Here is a 16,262-nt window from a genome sequence, read left to right as displayed (position 1 = left end):
ATGAATAATTATGCTACTATGTATATAAATATACATCATCTACCTAAGAGGTGAAAAACATGAAAAATTATTTATGCTTAGAAAATGGTTCTGTATTCGAAGGGAATCTGTTAACTAAATCGACTCAGAAAACAATTACTGGAGAGATTGTCTTTTTTACCGGAATGACCGGATATCAGGAAGTATTGACTGATCCGTCCTATAAAGATCAAATCGTCATCTTTACGTATCCCTTAATTGGGAATTACGGAATCAATCCATTCGATTTCGAAAGTAAGAAGCCTCATGTGGCTGGCGTTATTGTGTATGAAGGCACTATGAATCATTCACATTATCAAGCCGAATATTCACTTGCTGAGTATTTGGATAAATGGAATATTCCTCTATTGAGTCATGTGGATACAAGGGCTGTCGTCAAGAATATCCGTCAAGAAGGTTCCATGCAAGCGGCGATCTCCATGAATGAAAACTATACCTTCGAATCCAAGCTCGATGGTATAGCCGCACATGTCGCTGTAGTTTCCACGAAACAATATGAGGAATATGGAGAAGGCGGCAAGCATATTGTATTGATGGACTTTGGCTATAAAAAATCCATTTTAACTTCATTGATCGAGCAGGGGTGCCATGTTACAGTCGTTCCCTTCGATACGAAATTCGAACAGATCGTGAAATTGAAACCGGATGGCATTTTGCTTTCAAATGGGCCTGGGGATCCAAAACAGCTTGAATATCTGTTGGATAATATAAAGAAAATCATTTCGAATTTTCCTACCATGGGCATTTGCCTAGGTCATCAATTGACCGCACTTGCTTTTGGGGGCAATACGAAAAAGATGCTGTTTGGGCACCGAGGTGCGAACCAGCCCGTGGTCGATTTGAAAACGAAAAGGGTTTATATGAGTTCACAAAACCATAGTTATGAAGTGGATGAACCAAGTTTAGAAGGAACATCGCTTCAAGTCCGGTTCCGTAATGTAAATGATCATACCGTTGAGGGCCTTATGCATAAAGACCTTCCAATTTTCACAACTCAATACCATCCTGAAGCAAATCCAGGACCGGTTGAAAGTTCACTGTTGTTCCACGACTTTTTACAAATGATAAATGATTATAGCGGGAGAGAAAAAGCATATGCCTAAAGACAACACGATACAGACCATATTAGTAATTGGTTCAGGGCCAATCGTCATCGGGCAGGCCGCTGAATTTGACTATGCAGGAACACAAGCCTGCCTCGCCTTAAAAGAGGAAGGCTATAAAGTCATTCTTGTCAATAACAATCCGGCAACCATAATGACGGACGAAATGAACGCGGACGCCGTCTATTTCGAACCGTTGACGGTGGATGTACTGGAAAAAATCATTGCCAAAGAAAAACCAGATGGCTTGCTTGCCACTTTAGGCGGTCAAACGGGATTGAATCTTGCCTATCAGTTAGATGATGCTGGGATTCTTGAAAAATATAATGTCAAATTACTAGGAACACCGATTGACTCCATCAAAAAGGGAGAAGATCGTGAGCTGTTCCGTCAACTAATGTTTGAAATAGATGAGCCAGTGCCGGACAGTAAGATTGTCCATACTTTGGAAGAGGCGGTAGCTTTTGCTGAGGAAATTGGCTTTCCCATCATCATCAGACCAGCCTACACACTAGGCGGAACCGGTGGTGGAATCGCAGAATCCATGGAGGTTTTCAAAGAACTTGTTCGGGGTGGTCTTCAGGAAAGCCCGATTACTCAATGCTTGATTGAACGAAGCATCGCGGGCTTTAAGGAAGTCGAATATGAGGTCATGCGTGATGGAAACAATACATGCATCACCATCTGTAATATGGAAAATATTGATCCAGTCGGTATTCACACAGGTGATTCGATCGTGGTTGCACCATCACAGACATTGTCTGATGATGAGTTTCAAATGCTACGTTCTGCCTCCATTAAAATCATTTCCGCTTTAGGGATTATCGGGGGCTGCAATATTCAATTTGCACTTGATCCTAACAGTAAACAATATTATTTGATTGAAGTGAATCCGCGTGTCAGTCGTTCTTCTGCATTGGCTTCCAAAGCGACCGGGTATCCAATTGCCCGTATCGCTGCAAAACTGGCTGTCGGCTATCATTTATCGGAAATCATCAACCCAGTAACGAAGAGCACGTATTCAAGCTTTGAACCGGCGTTGGATTATGTAGCAGTTAAGTTCCCGCGTTGGCCATTCGATAAATTCAAGACGGCACACCGTAAATTGGGCACACAGATGAAAGCGACAGGAGAAGTAATGGCCCTGCATCGCAATTTCGAAGGCGGAGTACAAAAGGCTATTGATTCATTGGAATTAAAGACAAACGGGCTTCAGCTCCTGTCATTAAAGGATAAGTCAGTATCCGAGCTTTGGGAAAAGCTTGCCGAGAAATCGGATGAAAGAATCTTTGTCATTTTTGAAATGCTTCGTAAAGGTGTGACGATGGAGGAAATCCATGAAGCAACCGCTATAGATTACTATTTCCTTCACTCTTTCGCTTCGCTAATCGAGAAAGAAAAGGATATCTCTTCCAAGACTGCTGAATTGGTCAACAAGGAAGAGATGCAGCTTTACAAGGAGAAGGGCTTTTCAGATCGCTACCTTGCCTCCGTATGGAATATAAGTGAATTCGACGTGAGGGCACTTCGTAAAACACTGGGCATATCAGCCGTTTACAAGACGGTGGATACATGTGCAGCCGAATTCGACTCACATACGAACTATCATTATTCGACTTATTTTGGAGAAAATGAACAGCAAAAAACAGATAAGAAAAAAGTCCTGATGATTGGCAGCGGGCCAATCCGAATCGGTCAAGGCATCGAATTCGATTACTGTTCCGTTCATGGCGTTTATGCCCTTCAAGGTGAAAATGTGGAAACGGTCATGATCAATAATAACCCCGAAACGGTCAGTACAGATTTTGCGACAGCAGACCGTTTGTATTTTGAGCCTTTAACTCTGGAATATGTCTTGAACGTCATTGAAGCGGAAAATATTGAGGATGTCATTGTCCAGTTTGGCGGTCAGACTGCTATCAATCTGGCTAAAGGATTGGAAGACTACGGAATCAATTTGCTTGGTACTTCATTTGACATGCTTGATCAGTTAGAAGATCGCGATCGTTTTTATCAACTGTTACAAAAGCTGGACATTCCGCATGTGCCAGGAACAATGGCTGATAGTGTGGAACAGCTCGTTGAAAGTGCTGAAACAATCGGCTTCCCTGTTCTGTTGCGTCCATCCTATGTCATCGGTGGACAAGGAATGGAAATCATCCGTTCAAAGGAAAGTTTGTTGAACCGAATCGAAAATGGTGCAGAACTTGTGTATCCCGTATTGATCGATTCTTATATTCCTGGTAAGGAAGCAGAAATCGATTTGATTGCGGATGGTAAGGAAGTTTATATCCCAATCGTAGCCGAACATGTTGAAAAAGCAGGGGTTCATTCAGGAGATAGCCTGGCTTTACTGCCTTCACAGTCCTTATCGGATGATATTAAGGGGAAAATGACCATTTATGCAGAAAAGCTTGTGAGAGAGCTTGGATATAAAGGACTCATGAATATCCAATTCGTCATTGATGGCAGTGATGTATATGTACTGGAAGTAAATCCGCGTGCTAGCCGTACGATTCCAATCATCAGTAAAGTCACGAACGTTCCATTAGTGCAAATGGCGACAAAAATATTGCTTGGGAAATATTCTTTAGCAAATTTGGTTGAAAAAACAGGATTAATGGAAGATATTCCGTATTCGGTCGTTAAATATCCAGTATTCTCAACCTTTGCTTTAAGTGGACTGGATTCAAAAGTCGGTCCGGAAATGAAGTCCACAGGGGAAGGCATCGCAATCGGGGAAACCATGATAGAAGCGTTAACGAAAGTATTTCACGCTCAAAAGGCTAAACATACGACAGGTGTGTATCAAGCCAAATCAGCGCAATTAAGCGAAGGACTACTTAAGCTAATCCATGATGCCGACTTGGAAATCACCCATTCGGACTTTGACGAATGGCTAAAGGCAGGCAATGCAGCCGTCGTCTTGGCTTATGGAGCAACGGATGAAGATAAGCAGTTACGGTTATTAGCAGCCAAATACAGACTATTGGCCTTTTCAGAAGAGGAAACATTTAAAGCGTATTTGCAATCACTGAAGCATGCGGATCCAAGCGTTACCTCATTGCAGGAATGGCTTCTAACTTATTCGAAAGGGGTGTCACACGTATGAATGCACTGATGGCACAGTCGCACTCGAAAATCTTGGGTGGAAAAGACTTCTTGACGATGAAGGAAACAACATCAAAGGAAATTGCAGCTTTATTGGAGTTGGCGCAAAATATAAAAGCCAAATTACAAGCGGGCGAGGAATATAAACCTTTAGCTGGTAAGACATTAGGGATGATTTTTGAAAAATCATCGACTCGTACCCGGGTCTCTTTTGAAGTGGGAATGCTACAGCTAGGTGGCCATGCATTATTTTTGAGCAGTAATGACTTGCAAATCGGACGTGGAGAACCCATTTCCGATACGGCAAAAGTCCTTTCCGAGTACATTGATGGTATCATGATTCGTACTTTCGGGCATGAAAAAATCATGGAATTGGCTGATCATGCAACCATTCCCGTTATTAATGGGTTGACTGACCTTGCACATCCTAGCCAAGTGATGGCGGACTTCCTGACCATCATAGAATTGAAAGGGAAATTGAAAGGATTAAAAATGAGTTACATTGGCGATGGGAATAATGTAGCCAACTCATTGATGGTCGGTTGCGCTAAAATGGGCATGAATTTCTCGATTGGATGTCCGGAGGGGTATAAGCCTGACGAAGAAATCGTTGCCTACGCGAAGGAAGTAGCAGCTGAAAACAATTGTGAAGTAACTGTTACGACCTCAGCGGTTGAAGCCATTAAGGACGCAGATATCGTATATTCGGATGTATGGACCTCCATGGGGCAAGAAATTGAGAATAGCATCCGTTTAGAAGCGTTTAAGGGCTATCAAATCAACGGTGAACTTGTTAAACATGCAAAGAATGATTATCTATTCATGCATTGCTTACCTGCTCATAGAGAAGAAGAGGTGACTGCAGAAGTCATCGATGGGCCGAATTCGGTCGTATTCCATCAAGCGGGGAACCGTCTACATGCCCAAAAGGCGGTTCTCGTAGATTTACTATCATAATAAATTTAAGCGTCTGCTCTATAGCAGGCGCTTTTTACTTTTGCCACCATCCTCTTTTCCCCTTTGAAATTTTCGGTCATGAAAGAAAAAAAGGTGGCAATAATAATAGGGAAAGCATGTAAAGGGGTGAAATACATGGGGCAAAATCGTCAATTTAAGCCAGGGCAAAAAGCACCTAATAATGGGGCATACGTAGAAATCGGTGAAACAGGAAGTATGGTAGTCAATCCGAAAATGGTCAAGCTCGAAGCAGGGGACACCTTTCCTGAGACTTCGAATCATAACCGGCTATGGACCTATCAAAGAAAGCCATAATGAAATGGAAAAGCAGGAAAAGGATGATCATTCCCTTTCCTGCTTTTTTTGTAGAAAAGAAAACCCTAGGCTAGGCCTACGGTTCTACCTGGAATTGTAAGTATCATATCGTATTTGCACCGAAGTACAGAAGACAAGTGATTTACAAGAAAGATAAAAAAGGATATCGGTCGGCGCACGCTATGTGAAAGGAAAGGAGTGGAAATCATTGAAGCAACGGCATGTAAAGACCATGTACATATGCTCGTGAGCATCCCACCAAAAATAAGTGTATCTTCATTTGCGGGTTATTTAAAAGGGGAAAGTAGTTTGAATATATTTGACCGTCATACGAATTTGAAATACAGGTATGGAAACCGAAAGTTTTGGTGGGCGGGATATTATGTAGATACAGTTGGACGAAACAAAAAGGTAATAGAAGAATACATACGGAACCAGATACAAGATGATATAGTCGCAGATCCGTTCACAGGTGAAGAAATACAGAAAAAGAAAAGGAAGTGAGTGGAAGGCCTTTTAAGGTCTGGCCAGTAAAAGTAGTACAATTAAAGGCTCTTCGGGATGATTTGGCCTTTCTTCTTGATTGAAGAGAGGTTTTTTGCTTTTGACTTTTAACTTTTAGAGTAAACAGATTGTATAAACCCTCTGGTAGGGTGGGTTGTAAAGGGTTAATAGCAGAAATTATCAATGTCCCATATAACTTTTCTTTACAAGGGAATAATAAGCAGTATAATTAAAATATAAAGGTCAAAGTTGGTCAAACATCATAAGCATTCTTTTGGAAACAATGAATGGGAGGTTTTAAGATGGATTTTAATACGATGACGGAAAGAACCCAGCAGGCATTTATAAGTGGGCAGGAGCTGGCCAAGGATAGGGAAAACCCGGAACTTACCGAGCTTCATCTATTAAAAGCCCTGATGACACAGGATGAAAGCCTACTCATTAGAATTTTGTCGGAAACGAATCAATCGCTCAGTCATTTCGATACGGAGATGAATAAAGAAATAAATAAGTTGCCTCAAGTGAGCGGAAGCACCTCTCAAGTTTATATGTCGAATTCCCTTCAGAATGTGCTGTCGGCAGCTGAAAAGGAAATGAAGAGCTGGGAGGATGAGTATCTATCAGTTGAGCATATTTTGCTTGCTTTGTTAAAAGAAGATAAACCCAACATAAGAAAGCTATTTGCGGACTATGGGATCGACTATGGGAAAGCGAGGCAAATTATCCAAACGATAAGGGGGAATCAGAGAGTGACTAGTCAAAATCCGGAAAACACATATGAAGTTTTGAAAAAATATGGAAGAGATCTTGTTGCTGAAGTGAAGGCGGGGAATGTGGATCCTGTCATTGGCCGTGATACGGAGATCCGGAATGTCATCCGTATTTTGTCACGTAAGACAAAAAATAACCCCGTATTGATTGGGGAACCTGGTGTTGGTAAAACGGCCATTGTCGAAGGTCTGGCCCAACGAATTGTCCGAAAAGATGTACCGGAAGGGCTTAAAGATAAAACGGTGTTTTCGCTTGATATGAGTGCGTTGGTTGCCGGGGCTAAGTTTCGCGGTGAATTTGAGGAACGACTGAAAGCGGTTCTGAATGAAGTGAAAAAGAGCGATGGGAACATCCTATTATTCATCGATGAATTGCATACCATTGTCGGTGCTGGTAAAACGGAAGGGGCAATGGATGCCGGAAATATGCTGAAGCCAATGTTAGCGCGTGGTGAATTGCATTGCATTGGTGCAACCACACTTGACGAATATCGTAAGTATATTGAGAAGGATCCCGCTCTTGAACGGCGTTTCCAGCAAGTGCTCGTTCCAGAGCCAGACGTAGAAGATACCATTTCCATTTTGCGTGGTCTGAAGGAAAGGTTCGAGGTCCATCATGGGGTCAGAATACATGATCGATCCATTGTGGCAGCAGCTGTTCTATCAAATCGCTATATTACGGAACGCTTCTTACCGGATAAAGCAATAGACCTTGTGGATGAGGCTTGTGCAATGATCCGGATGGAAATCGACTCGATGCCAGCGGAACTTGATTCGATTACGCGGAAAGTCATGACGTTGGAGATAGAGGAAGCCGCCCTTAAAAACGAAGAGGATGCTCAAAGCAAAGCAAGATTGGAGGTACTCCAAAAAGAACTTTCGGAATTGCAGGATCAGGCTACCAGTATGAAAGCCAAATGGCAAATGGAGAAATCGTCCCTTCAAAAAGTCCAGGATCAAAGGGAAGAACTTGAAAAGTTAAAGCATGAGCTGGAACAGGCGGAAAATGACTATGACCTGAACCGTGCAGCTGAACTTCGACACGGGAAGATTCCACAGCTTCAAAAGGAATTGGAGGCCATGGAAGAAGAGGTGGAAAATGGGAAGCAGGAATCCCGTTTGCTCCGCCAAGAAGTGACCGAGGAAGAAATTGCTTCAATCGTTGCTAGATGGACGGGTATTCCGGTAAGTAAGTTAGTGGAAAGCGAAAGGGATAAATTGCTTCGTCTTTCGGATATTCTTCATGAACGGGTAATCGGTCAAGGGGAAGCGGTGGAACTTGTATCGGATGCTGTATTACGGGCTAGAGCCGGGATCAAGGATCCAAACAGACCAATAGGTTCCTTTATTTTCCTTGGACCGACAGGGGTCGGTAAAACAGAATTGGTCAAAGCGTTGGCAGAGACGCTATTCGACAGTGATGAACATATGATACGGATTGATATGTCTGAGTACATGGAGAAACATTCCGTTTCCCGTTTGGTCGGGGCTCCTCCCGGATATGTAGGGTTTGAGGAAGGCGGTCAGTTGACGGAAGCGATTAGGCGAAATCCGTACTCGGTCGTGTTACTTGATGAAATCGAAAAGGCTCACCCGGAAGTCTTCAATATTTTATTGCAAATGCTCGACGATGGCAGGATCACGGACTCTCAAGGTAGAACGATCAACTGTAAAAACACGGTGATCATTATGACTTCCAATATCGGTTCACATTTCTTGCTTCAGTCCAATCGAGAAGATGGAGCCATTGAAGAAGGAATAAAAGAGCAGGTCTTCACGGAGTTAAGAGGACATTTCCGTCCTGAATTTCTAAATCGTGTGGATGATATCGTTCTGTTCAAGCCACTCACAAAACAAGAGATTGTCGGCATTGTTGAAAAGATGATTCAACAGTTGCAAGTAAGGTTGACTGAACAAGATATCACACTTGGTGTGACGGATGCCGCTAAGGAATTTATTGCTGAACAAGGGTATGACCCAGTATACGGAGCAAGGCCATTGAAACGTTTTATCCAAAAGCATCTAGAAACGATGATTGCCCGTAAAATTATATCGGGGACGATTGGTGATCATGGAAGTATGACGATAGATTATGACCAAGAGGGATTGGTTTTGAGGTAAATGTAAGCAGTTAGTTTAGAAAATAGCTGAAAACGGTATATGAAAGAGGACATCCTAAAAGGATGTCCTCTTTTGCTTCTTAATGTTGATGTGAGTCTTTTGATGGCCCTTCAGGCATAACAGCAGGGATGATACAAACTAGAACAGCCGTAATAAGTCCTAAAATTGTTCCCTGTGTAGCATCGTATGAAACTCCGATCATGGAAGAAACAACATATACAAGCATATGCACTAATACGAATGTCCAAAGAATTGTCCAAGCATAACGCATCGAATTTCACCTCATTCCACTACAGTCTTTTTTATCTTACCATAATTAATATACAGTTAAAACGGCTTTTTCATAATAACTGATAAATAATTCATCGTTGCCCTTTCATGTCTTTTGAACGACGGGCGATATCAGTCACGAATCCAGCAGGCATGATTCCTGAAAATTAATGGAGAAAAGTAATTTAAGACTCGAAGATAGGCGTCCCCCCTTACCCTTTTGATATCTCGACATAAATTAACTAATAGTAATATTCCTAAAAGGAGTTAGTTTAGATGGAACAGAGAACTTTTCAAATCGAAGACCAATGGAATATCGTCTATTATCCAGAACAACCCAGTGGATTTTCCGTCATGGTAATTGGGGACCGAAGTTCTTTTGTAGATAAGGACAGTAGCTTTTGGCTTCAGCATCCGGGTAGGTTACGTATATTAGAATATTTGAAACAAACCGGTTACACCCTTTTTTCCTCGAATTTTTACGGGGCGAACTGGGGGAGCCCCAAAGCTCTTGATCTTTCGTTGAAGTTATATATCCTCTTTATGAAAAATGAAATAGTCAATCGGAAAATCCATGTTCTTGCAGAGGGGACAGGAGCCCTGCTGGCATTGAGACTAATGAAAGAGATGGGAAGCCAAATCCGTTCGGTTGTCCTCATTGACCCGATTTTATCTTTGAAGGTTCAAATGGAAAAAGAAAAGGATAATAAGTTCTTTTATAAAAAGTGGCTATCGGAAATAGCCGCAGCATATGAGGTAGATCCAGCTGATATGGAGAAAGAAATTTTGGATTCCAATGTGCAGGCATTCACGGAGCATATACCGGTGAAGGTGATTCTTGTTTTCGGCAGTTTTCGAAAAGAACAAGCCTCATTTTATCGGAGGATTCAGAGAACCAGGAAAGACCATTTGCATTTAACCTATTTGCTAGCAGAAAAACGGTATAAAATCCCTTATCAAATCCAGAAGTTTTTTCATGAAAATGAAGAGTCTTTATGAGAATGGATATATTTTCGCGGTACTTTGCATACGATACAGCATCCGAAAAAACTTGCGGTGACGGATAAGCGAGCCATTGCATAAGGGGAGGCTGTATTTATGGGGACATATATTGTTGTTGGGGCTTATCAATTTGTAGGTTTTCATGTGACACAATATTTGTTGGGGCAGGGGGAAGAGGTAATCGGAATTGATTGGGAGGATACAAAGACCAATCGATATATTATAGAAGAAAAGGAGCTAGAAATAGGGCGTAACGCTAACTTTACTTATCTGCCAATTAATAAACTTCGGTTATTGGATGTTTCCGAGCCATTCACCATTCTATTATCTTTTTATGATAGTAGAAGAGGGAAAACGGCTTTAAAGGATCTTCATATAAATGATATTGTTTCTTTTCTTGAAAAATGCAAGAAAAACGGTCATGGTAATAGCCTGAAAATTGTGGTGCTCCTTCCAATCGATGCTGATACGGAAGGATTTCAGACTGTATTAAACGCTTGTGAAGGCTTCGATTCAGTCAAAACAGTATATTTACCGACGATATATGGTCCTTGGCAACCAGCAACCATGGGATTTGAAGCGGGTATCAGCCAACTAGAGCAATCAACTATCCAAGCTACACTCGCTTCAGAATACAGGGAGGATGCGCTTTTTATAGCCGATTTCATCGAGGGTCTTGAACAGCTCCTTTCTTCCACTGATAGAAGCCTTCACCTCAAAAGCAGCATTGACGACCACTGGAATACATGCGCCAAGCTCATTTTTAAACAAGAGGTGATCGACTCACTTCCCCCACAATCTCCAATCAAGGCAACGAAAGGAACCGTATATGAAGTGCCTAATAAAACGAGTCCAGAGGAAGGCATCTCCTTGCAAATCGAGCAGAATAAACGGTTAAACCTCCTTACAAAGTGGAGGATGCGCGATAAGAAGGACTAAACATTATCCAGGAGTGCCCAATGTGTGGAATTAATCAAGAAAGTCATAAAGTGAAGGGGGAACTCATACCTTAGTACCTGGGAATTGTTCTGTACTTTCAAGATGGCATATAGCATGAAGAATATTCATTCAGGCAAGTTTCGGCTTTACGAATGGACTTTGGGGAATTATGATAAGAATGAACCTGATTTTTGGTTTATGGGATACCCATTTGTAGAATCATGTTCCAAGTGTCATCAAAGGATACTAATGGTGCATTCAAAATGACCAAGTATGGTAAGGAGGCAAAAAAATGAGTTCAGATAAAACCCTTGAATTTATGGGGATTGCTATGAAGTACTTCCCGGAAGCAAAAGCAAAGTTAGAGGCAAGCGGGATTCCATTTTCAATGGACATGGCAGAGCCATTCATGGATTTATTTAAGAAAGTGATGCAAGAAGCTTATGACCTTGGCAAACAAGATGCCCAACGTTAAGTAAGAGAAGGCTGTCCGGATAATCGGGCAGCCTTCTGTTTATTCTTCTTTTTTCAGCATCTTTGAAATGATGGGGTTCACTTTCTGGATGGTAGGCTTAAATTGATCGTACAAACCCACTAATGTCTCTACGCTTGCCATCAATTGCATATAATCAATCTGGGTCTCTTCTTTCTCAGGTTCTTCTTCGGGCTCGTTGTTACGCGTGCCAAACATCATTTTGGAAAAGGGATCGTCCTGGTTCCTTCGATTGTTGCGATTAAAAATATCCATTGTGATTCCTCCCTTCTTTTACTATAATGTATGCACGCTTGCGTCCTTGGATTAGGCCCTTGTCCGACTTAAGATGCAGATTAATTAGACTTTCAAACTGATAGTTCTTGCAAGAAAGCGTATTTTTCTATAAAATTAGTACCAGGTAATAATAGATGATAATAATAACTCATTAAAATATAAGGGGTTGGCTGAAATGAATGCTGGTATATTAGGGCTTGGTCGTTACTTACCCGAGAAAATCGTCACAAATGCGGACTTAGAGAAAGTCATGGATACGTCGGACGAGTGGATTCGTACTCGGACAGGTATCGAACAAAGAAGAATAGCCAATGATGAAACAGAAACTTCCGATATGGCTTATGGCGCAGCAAAAGCTGCTTTAGATAATGCAGGCATTTCAGCTGAGGATATAGATTTAATCCTTGTCGCAACTGTTACACCCGATCGGCCTTTTCCTTCCATCGCCTGTATGATCCAGGAAATGTTGGGTGCGAAGAAAGCAGCTGCAATGGATGTTAGTGCAGCATGTGCTGGCTTCATGTATGCTATGATTACGGCGCAGCAATTTATTAAGACAGGTGCTTACAAGCATGTATTGATTGTTGGGGTTGAGAAACTATCCAAGATCACTAACTGGGATGATCGCAATACCGCTGTCCTTTTTGGGGATGGAGCTGGGGCTGCTGTCGTGGGACCTGTATCAGAAGGCAGGGGAATTCTTTCTTTTGAATTAGGTGCAGATGGATCTGGTGCTAAGCATCTATTCCAAGATGGGGAATTCATCACGATGAATGGACGAGAAGTATTTAAATTTGCTGTCCGTCAAATGGGAGAATCCAGCCTGAATGTATTGGATAAAGCAGGATTGACCAAAGAGGATGTGGATTTACTAATCCCACATCAAGCCAATATTCGAATTATGGAGGCTTCAAGAGAACGTTTGGGCCTACCCGTTGAAAAAATGACAAAGACCGTTCATAAATATGGGAATACTTCATCGGCTTCCATACCAATTGCTCTTGTGGAAGAAATGGAAGCAGGTAGAATCAAAGAAGATGACTTGCTCGTCATGGTTGGTTTTGGTGGAGGACTCACGTGGGGAGCTATTGCCCTTAGATGGGGAAAATGAAAATAAAAGAAATATTTGAGTAAAGGAAGGAGCCATTGTAATGACGAATCGTCGTGTTGTTGTAACAGGGATTGGAGCTATTTCTCCAGTTGGAAATGATGCAGAAACTGGATGGAAGAATATAATTGAGGGGAAATCAGGGATTGGACCATTAACTCGTCTTAATGCTGATGATTTTCCTGCTAAAGTGGCTGCAGAAATAAAGGACTTTGATATCGAAACATATATTAATCGTAAAGAAGCACGCAAAATGGATCGTTTTACGCATTATGCGATTGCCGCTTCAGTCATGGCTTTAAATGACAGTAAATTAGAAATAACGGATGAAAATGCAACGCGGGTAGGAGTCTGGATCGGTTCTGGAATCGGTGGGCTTGAGACACTTGAAACCCAGCACGAAAATTTCTTGAACAGGGGCTATAAGCGGGTTAGTCCATTTTTCGTACCCATGATGATACCAGATATGGCAGCGGGCCAGGTATCCATTTTACTGGGCGCTAAAGGGATCAACTCTTGCACCGTGACGGCTTGTGCAACGGGAACGAATTCCATCGGTGATGCATTTAAGGCCATTCAGCGTGGAGATGCCGATGCCATGATTACTGGTGGTGCAGAAGCGCCGATTACAAAAATGGCAGTTGCTGGTTTCTGTGCGAACACAGCTCTATCCACCAATCCAGATCCTAATACGGCGAGCCGCCCATTTGATGCTAACCGTGATGGATTTGTCATCGGGGAAGGAGCAGGTGTGATCATTCTTGAGGAGTTAGAACATGCGTTAAACCGCGGAGCGTATATTTATGCTGAAATAGCTGGATACGGAACGACCGGAGATGCTTTTCATATTACGGCTCCAGCGCCTGGTGGAGAAGGTGGGGCAAGGGCAATGAAAATTGCGATTGAAGATGCAGGGTTAACACCGGAAGACATCCAATATGTTAATGCCCATGGTACAAGCACACCTTACAATGATAAATATGAAACGATGGCGGTCAAAGAAGTATTTGGGGAGCATGCTTCTAAACTAGCATTAAGCTCTACCAAATCAATGACAGGCCATATGCTGGGTGCAGCAGGTGGTATAGAGGCCATCTTTACGATTCAAGCAATCAGGGATAGCATCTTGCCCCCTACCATCAATATAGAAACACCGGATCCTGAGTGTGACTTGGACTATGTGCCAAATCAAGCAAGGGAATGTGAAATTAAGGCAGCTATCAGTAATTCATTAGGATTTGGCGGTCATAACGCCACTATCCTATTCAAGAAATATCAATAATCAAGAGTAATGAAGAGGAAGGGCAAATCTTGGGATTTGCTCTTTTTATGTTGGGAATAAGTAATGGGAATGATGTATCACTAAGCATTTTTGGAACATACAATAAAAGAGGATGAAGTAGTGGGGGCGAAACGGATGGGAGTTATTTCAACTAATGAGTGGATGGAAAAGGATTTTGACCATCCGGTTAAGATGATGAAGAAGTTGAAAGGGGAATTCTATGAACAGGTTAAAGAAGACATGATCTACCGCCATTTACAAAACCATGGAATGTACCTGCCCAATCCAAAAACGAAAAAAACCTTCGATGAACTGAAACAAAAAAATGTATGGGTCAAAACACAAAGTTTATTTACAACTTATAAGAAATTATGGGGGGGACCCGATATCCCCATTTATATCTTTCCTCTCGTAGCCTCTGGAAGGAAGCAACCGAATGAGAGTAAATCAGGATTGGCCTTTAAAGATAAATTATTTCTTTTTTACGATATCGAAATAACCGAAAAAGAGATGGAAGCAGTGCTGATTCACGAATACCATCACGTCTGCCGTTTGCACCATTTAAAAAAGGCGGAAGAAAACTATACCCTACTCGATACAATGATCATGGAAGGACTCGCCGAGAGGACAGTCGGTAAGTATTTAGGAACGAAATACCTGGCAAAATGGACACAATTATATTCAGAAGAAAAGCTCCAGCAGTTTTGGGACAGCTATCTAGTAGAAAACTTGAACAAGAAACGCACGGATCCGCTACATGATGCTCTTCTTCTGGGAAAAAAAGGGTATCCGGAGATGTTGGGGTATTGCAGTGGTTTTCATTTAGTGAAACAATTCAAAAATTTCTCCGTCAAAAAATCCTTTGCTATCCAATCTGAAGAATTCATAACAGAAAAGAGTTAATTTATACGTGTTTTATTTCAAAATCTGTTTTCTGAAATAGGAATAAATTGTATGGTTCCTGCCTATACTGATTGACAAACAGAAATTTGTTTAAGTGAGGGATGGATAATGTTATATCTTCATGATGTATGGGTTAACTGGTTTGAAGGAGAGGAAAATGGTTATAATATTTGTCATTTTCATGAATGGAGGAAGGATGATGGCATTGAACTGCTAGATCAAGTTCCTCTGATGAAAGTTTCAACAACTTTGTTTCACTACATAGAAAATGACCTATCTGAATTACCGAAGGCATTACTGAACGATGTCTACCAAAAAGCATATGCAAGGAAAAATCATGAACGCATTCAGCTTGACTACTGTTTTGTCGTGACCGATGGACATGGAATACTTGCTGTGGATACAATAGGCTACCATATTCCCATCCGGAAAAGCAGAATTATTCCTCGGCAGGAACAAATTGTTTATGACATGATCGAAAATCACGAAGAGATGGATTATACTTTTACGGAAAATCCTGAAAGCGAGAAAGAATATCATATTCTGTCTCCATCGCCCTTATTTATGAATGGATTGACAAGAAAAGAAAGGCAATTGAAACAGCTCCTTTTCATGGCCATGGATCAGTTATTCACAGCAAAGAATACGGCTGAAATTCGATACTGGTATACTGAATGGGCTCCTGAGAAATATGAGAGCATTCAGGATATGGACTTTCAGATAGCGTGGCTTGAGTTATATGAGGAAATGAAAACAGGTTGGTCTGAAAAACACCTTCAGCTATGTGAAAATTTAGTGAAAGGGCAACCCTTTTTCGAAAAACTTTGGCAAGTAGAAGCCGGCGATAGTCCATCCATATTATAGGTTCACAAAAAAAGACGATCCGTTGCGGATCGTCTCAGTTTGTCGACAAAAGGGGTCCGGAATGATTTCATTCCGGACCCCTTTTTGATATTTTCTTGAAATTTCGCTCGAAATTTAGAATATAGGTCTCTACGAGCCCACTTTGTTAGGCTATTTTCGGACCTTGCCATGTCCAATTGGCCATCTTCTTTAAATTCATGGCAGC

The 16,262-nt window shown here is 41.7% G+C and carries 15 protein-coding genes and 1 pseudogene; 13 read left to right on the top strand and 3 right to left on the bottom strand.

The annotated features are described in order from the left end of the window. The first annotated feature begins 59 nt into the window (after window positions 1-59). The 6 genes and pseudogenes from ACIQXU_RS18135 (at window position 60) to clpB (ending at window position 8,920) form a co-directional block, all read left to right on the top strand. Complete coding sequence (locus ACIQXU_RS18135; RefSeq protein WP_402867775.1) at window positions 60-1,142, top strand: carbamoyl phosphate synthase small subunit; 1,083 nt, start codon at window positions 60-62, stop codon at window positions 1,140-1,142. After that, window positions 1,135-4,254, top strand: a complete 3,120-nt coding sequence (locus tag ACIQXU_RS18130) for a carbamoyl-phosphate synthase (glutamine-hydrolyzing) large subunit (RefSeq protein ID WP_402991470.1) — start codon at window positions 1,135-1,137, stop codon at window positions 4,252-4,254. Before ACIQXU_RS18135 ends, ACIQXU_RS18130 begins: the two co-directional genes overlap by 8 nt. Then, the gene (argF, locus tag ACIQXU_RS18125; RefSeq protein WP_402867777.1) at window positions 4,251-5,210 is read left to right on the top strand and encodes an ornithine carbamoyltransferase; all 960 of its coding nucleotides are present in this window, start codon (window positions 4,251-4,253) and stop codon (window positions 5,208-5,210) included. Before ACIQXU_RS18130 ends, argF begins: the two co-directional genes overlap by 4 nt. A gap of 135 nt (window positions 5,211-5,345) precedes the next feature. Further along, on the top strand, window positions 5,346-5,525 hold the full coding sequence (locus tag ACIQXU_RS18120) for a YjzC family protein (protein ID WP_402867778.1): 180 nt from the start codon (window positions 5,346-5,348) through the stop codon (window positions 5,523-5,525). A gap of 107 nt (window positions 5,526-5,632) precedes the next feature. Continuing rightward, window positions 5,633-6,029: pseudogene (tnpA, locus tag ACIQXU_RS18115) on the top strand (IS200/IS605 family transposase). Between the two features lie 302 nt (window positions 6,030-6,331). Next, a complete protein-coding gene (clpB, locus tag ACIQXU_RS18110; protein ID WP_402991467.1) occupies window positions 6,332-8,920 on the top strand; it encodes an ATP-dependent chaperone ClpB in 2,589 nt (862 codons plus the stop codon). A 79-nt stretch (window positions 8,921-8,999) separates the two neighbouring features. Here clpB and ACIQXU_RS18105 read toward each other — a convergent pair whose 3' ends face one another. Beyond that, entirely contained in the window at window positions 9,000-9,191 is a 192-nt protein-coding gene (locus tag ACIQXU_RS18105) for a YjzD family protein (protein WP_402867780.1), read from the bottom strand. A gap of 275 nt (window positions 9,192-9,466) precedes the next feature. On the opposite strand from ACIQXU_RS18105, the gene ACIQXU_RS18100 reads away from it, so the two are divergent. The 3 genes from ACIQXU_RS18100 to ACIQXU_RS18090 all read left to right on the top strand — a co-directional run bounded on the left by ACIQXU_RS18100 (window position 9,467) and on the right by ACIQXU_RS18090 (window position 11,606). Next, complete coding sequence (locus tag ACIQXU_RS18100) at window positions 9,467-10,189, top strand: hydrolase (protein ID WP_402991462.1); 723 nt, start codon at window positions 9,467-9,469, stop codon at window positions 10,187-10,189. Between the two features lie 99 nt (window positions 10,190-10,288). Then, on the top strand, window positions 10,289-11,131 hold the full coding sequence (locus tag ACIQXU_RS18095) for a hypothetical protein (protein ID WP_402991457.1): 843 nt from the start codon (window positions 10,289-10,291) through the stop codon (window positions 11,129-11,131). Window positions 11,132-11,423: 292 nt separating this feature from the next. After that, window positions 11,424-11,606: a ComZ family protein gene (locus ACIQXU_RS18090; RefSeq protein WP_402867783.1), complete on the top strand. Its 183-nt coding sequence runs from the start codon at window positions 11,424-11,426 to the stop codon at window positions 11,604-11,606. 39 nt (window positions 11,607-11,645) lie between these two features. On the opposite strand, the gene ACIQXU_RS18085 is transcribed toward ACIQXU_RS18090, so the two are convergent. Continuing rightward, complete coding sequence (locus ACIQXU_RS18085) at window positions 11,646-11,879, bottom strand: hypothetical protein (RefSeq protein ID WP_402867784.1); 234 nt, start codon at window positions 11,877-11,879, stop codon at window positions 11,646-11,648. A 196-nt stretch (window positions 11,880-12,075) separates the two neighbouring features. On the opposite strand from ACIQXU_RS18085, the gene ACIQXU_RS18080 reads away from it, so the two are divergent. From ACIQXU_RS18080 to ACIQXU_RS18065, 4 genes are all read left to right on the top strand, one after another. Next, a complete protein-coding gene (locus ACIQXU_RS18080) occupies window positions 12,076-13,011 on the top strand; it encodes a beta-ketoacyl-ACP synthase III (RefSeq protein WP_402867785.1) in 936 nt (311 codons plus the stop codon). Between the two features lie 40 nt (window positions 13,012-13,051). Further along, the gene (gene fabF / locus ACIQXU_RS18075) at window positions 13,052-14,290 is read left to right on the top strand and encodes a beta-ketoacyl-ACP synthase II (protein WP_402867786.1); all 1,239 of its coding nucleotides are present in this window, start codon (window positions 13,052-13,054) and stop codon (window positions 14,288-14,290) included. Window positions 14,291-14,425: 135 nt separating this feature from the next. After that, window positions 14,426-15,193, top strand: coding sequence for a DUF2268 domain-containing putative Zn-dependent protease (locus ACIQXU_RS18070; protein WP_402991455.1), 768 nt, complete (start codon window positions 14,426-14,428; stop codon window positions 15,191-15,193). A 108-nt stretch (window positions 15,194-15,301) separates the two neighbouring features. Beyond that, window positions 15,302-16,057, top strand: a complete 756-nt coding sequence (locus ACIQXU_RS18065) for a YjbA family protein (RefSeq protein ID WP_402867788.1) — start codon at window positions 15,302-15,304, stop codon at window positions 16,055-16,057. Between the two features lie 2 nt (window positions 16,058-16,059). Here ACIQXU_RS18065 and ACIQXU_RS18060 read toward each other — a convergent pair. Next, window positions 16,060-16,262 (bottom strand): hypothetical protein (locus ACIQXU_RS18060; RefSeq protein ID WP_402991452.1); only part of this gene is annotated, 203 nt, incomplete at its 5' end.

Origin of the sequence: Peribacillus sp. NPDC097284 (assembly GCF_044761765.1) — a bacterium.
Taxonomy (GTDB): Bacteria; Bacillota; Bacilli; order Bacillales; family DSM-1321; genus Peribacillus.
This window is presented reverse-complemented; position numbering and strand designations above follow the sequence as displayed.

What these genes read in the sequence shown, in the direction of transcription:
- ACIQXU_RS18120 (WP_402867778.1), top strand. Translation starts at nt 5,346, where the DNA reads ATGGGGCAAAATCGTCAATTTAAGCCAGGGCAAAAAGCACCTAATAAT.
- ACIQXU_RS18070 (WP_402991455.1), top strand. Translation starts at nt 14,426, where the DNA reads ATGGGAGTTATTTCAACTAATGAGTGGATGGAAAAGGATTTTGACCAT.
- argF (WP_402867777.1), top strand. Translation starts at nt 4,251, where the DNA reads ATGAATGCACTGATGGCACAGTCGCACTCGAAAATCTTGGGTGGAAAA.
- ACIQXU_RS18090 (WP_402867783.1), top strand. Translation starts at nt 11,424, where the DNA reads ATGAGTTCAGATAAAACCCTTGAATTTATGGGGATTGCTATGAAGTAC.
- ACIQXU_RS18105 (WP_402867780.1), bottom strand. Translation starts at nt 9,191, where the DNA reads ATGCGTTATGCTTGGACAATTCTTTGGACATTCGTATTAGTGCATATG.
- ACIQXU_RS18135 (WP_402867775.1), top strand. Translation starts at nt 60, where the DNA reads ATGAAAAATTATTTATGCTTAGAAAATGGTTCTGTATTCGAAGGGAAT.
- ACIQXU_RS18085 (WP_402867784.1), bottom strand. Translation starts at nt 11,879, where the DNA reads ATGGATATTTTTAATCGCAACAATCGAAGGAACCAGGACGATCCCTTT.
- ACIQXU_RS18130 (WP_402991470.1), top strand. Translation starts at nt 1,135, where the DNA reads ATGCCTAAAGACAACACGATACAGACCATATTAGTAATTGGTTCAGGG.
- ACIQXU_RS18065 (WP_402867788.1), top strand. Translation starts at nt 15,302, where the DNA reads ATGTTATATCTTCATGATGTATGGGTTAACTGGTTTGAAGGAGAGGAA.
- ACIQXU_RS18095 (WP_402991457.1), top strand. Translation starts at nt 10,289, where the DNA reads ATGGGGACATATATTGTTGTTGGGGCTTATCAATTTGTAGGTTTTCAT.
- clpB (WP_402991467.1), top strand. Translation starts at nt 6,332, where the DNA reads ATGGATTTTAATACGATGACGGAAAGAACCCAGCAGGCATTTATAAGT.
- fabF (WP_402867786.1), top strand. Translation starts at nt 13,052, where the DNA reads ATGACGAATCGTCGTGTTGTTGTAACAGGGATTGGAGCTATTTCTCCA.
- ACIQXU_RS18100 (WP_402991462.1), top strand. Translation starts at nt 9,467, where the DNA reads ATGGAACAGAGAACTTTTCAAATCGAAGACCAATGGAATATCGTCTAT.
- ACIQXU_RS18080 (WP_402867785.1), top strand. Translation starts at nt 12,076, where the DNA reads ATGAATGCTGGTATATTAGGGCTTGGTCGTTACTTACCCGAGAAAATC.